Here is a 2,113-nt window from a genome sequence, read left to right as displayed (position 1 = left end):
TTTCCTGTGGGTACTGAGATGTTTCACTTCCCCACGTTCCCTCCAACTTCCCTATGTGTTCAGGAAGAGGTTGCCGGACATGACTCCGGTATTTCAAGGTTTCCCTATTCGGAAATCCACGGATCACAGCTCGTTTACCAGCTCCCCATGGCTTATCGCAGGTTACAACGTCCTTCATCGGCTCTTGGTGCCTAGGCATCCACCGATCGCACTTAGTAGCTTGTTTTCTACAAAGATGCTCGCGTCCACTGTGCAGTTCTCAAAATACGGGCGAGCCCAGAACCACCAACCCAAAGGCCGGCAATCACTGGTCCGCTAGAAGGCGCTGCCAAAGCAACCGACCCCTCAGGACCCAACAACGTGCTCACGAACCAACCACCCACCAACACCCGTTCCACACCCCCGAAGAGGCAGTACTAAGACACCAGCAAACAGCCGATCCTTCAGTCAATGTTCCACAATCCGGTGCCACCCAGACCCACGAACACTCGCCGTGGAAACCCGGGCAATGGACAACCAAGCAAAACCTGGCTGCCACAGGCTCCTTAGAAAGGAGGTGATCCAGCCGCACCTTCCGGTACGGCTACCTTGTTACGACTTAGTCCTAATCACCAGTCCCACCTTAGACAGCTCCCTCCACAAGGGTTGGGCCACTGGCTTCGGGTGTTACCGACTTTCATGACTTGACGGGCGGTGTGTACAAGCCCCGGGAACGTATTCACCGCAGCGTTGCTGATCTGCGATTACTAGCGACTCCGACTTCATGGGGTCGAGTTGCAGACCCCAATCCGAACTGAGACCGGCTTTTTGGGATTCGCTCACCCTTACAGGTTCGCAGCCCTTTGTACCGGCCATTGTAGCATGCGTGAAGCCCTGGACATAAGGGGCATGATGACTTGACGTCATCCCCACCTTCCTCCGAGTTGACCCCGGCGGTCTCCAATGAGTCCCCACCATTACGTGCTGGCAACATTGGACGAGGGTTGCGCTCGTTGCGGGACTTAACCCAACATCTCACGACACGAGCTGACGACAGCCATGCACCACCTGTATACCGACCAAAAAGGGGCGCCCATCTCTGGACGTTTCCGGCATATGTCAAACCCAGGTAAGGTTCTTCGCGTTGCATCGAATTAATCCGCATGCTCCGCCGCTTGTGCGGGGCCCCGTCAATTCCTTTGAGTTTTAGCCTTGCGGCCGTACTCCCCAGGCGGGGTACTTAATGCGTTAGCTGCGGCACGGATCACGTGGAATGTGACCCACACCTAGTACCCACCGTTTACGGCGTGGACTACCAGGGTATCTAAGCCTGTTTGCTCCCCACGCTTTCGCTTCTCAGCGTCAGGAAAGTCCCAGAGAACCGCCTTCGCCACCGGTGTTCCTCCTGATATCTGCGCATTCCACCGCTCCACCAGGAATTCCGTTCTCCCCTAACTTCCTCTAGTCTGCCCGTATCAGAAGCAGGCTCAGGGTTAAGCCCTGAGTTTTCACTTCTGACGCAACAAACCGCCTACAAGCTCTTTACGCCCAATAATTCCGGACAACGCTCGCACCCTACGTATCACCGCGGCTGCTGGCACGTAGTTGGCCGGTGCTTCTTCTGCAGGTACCGTCACGTTAGCTTCGTCCCTGCTGAAAGCGGTTTACAACCCGAAGGCCGTCATCCCGCACGCGGCGTTGCTGCATCAGGCTTGCGCCCATTGTGCAATATTCCCCACTGCTGCCTCCCGTAGGAGTTTGGGCCGTATCTCAGTCCCAATGTGGCCGGTCGCCCTCTCAGGCCGGCTACCCGTCGAAGCCTTGGTGAGCCACTACCTCACCAACAAGCTGATAGGCCGCGAGTCCATCCCTGACCGCCGGAGCTTTCCAACCCAAATCATGCGAAAAGGGTTCATATCCGGTATTAGCAGCTGTTTCCAACTGTTATCCCAGAGTCAAGGGCAGGTTACTCACGTGTTACTCACCCGTTCGCCACTCGTGTACCCCGAAGGGCCTTACCGTTCGACTTGCATGTGTTAAGCACGCCGCCAGCGTTCGTCCTGAGCCAGGATCAAACTCTCCGTTGAAAAATATCGACACCCACACAGTGGGAACGTCGTCAATCAACAAGCTT

2 rRNA genes are annotated in these 2,113 nt (G+C 56.0%); both read right to left on the bottom strand.

The window, feature by feature from the left end:
- Window positions 1-226, bottom strand: a 23S ribosomal RNA gene (locus ABD073_RS15510); the annotation flags it as partial.
- A 323-nt stretch (window positions 227-549) separates the two neighbouring features.
- Window positions 550-2,066 (bottom strand): 16S ribosomal RNA (locus ABD073_RS15505).
- Window positions 2,067-2,113: the final 47 nt, after the last annotated feature.

It is taken from the genome of Luteococcus peritonei (genome assembly GCF_039526385.1).
Taxonomy (GTDB): Bacteria; Actinomycetota; Actinomycetes; order Propionibacteriales; family Propionibacteriaceae; genus Luteococcus; species Luteococcus peritonei.
This window is presented reverse-complemented; position numbering and strand designations above follow the sequence as displayed.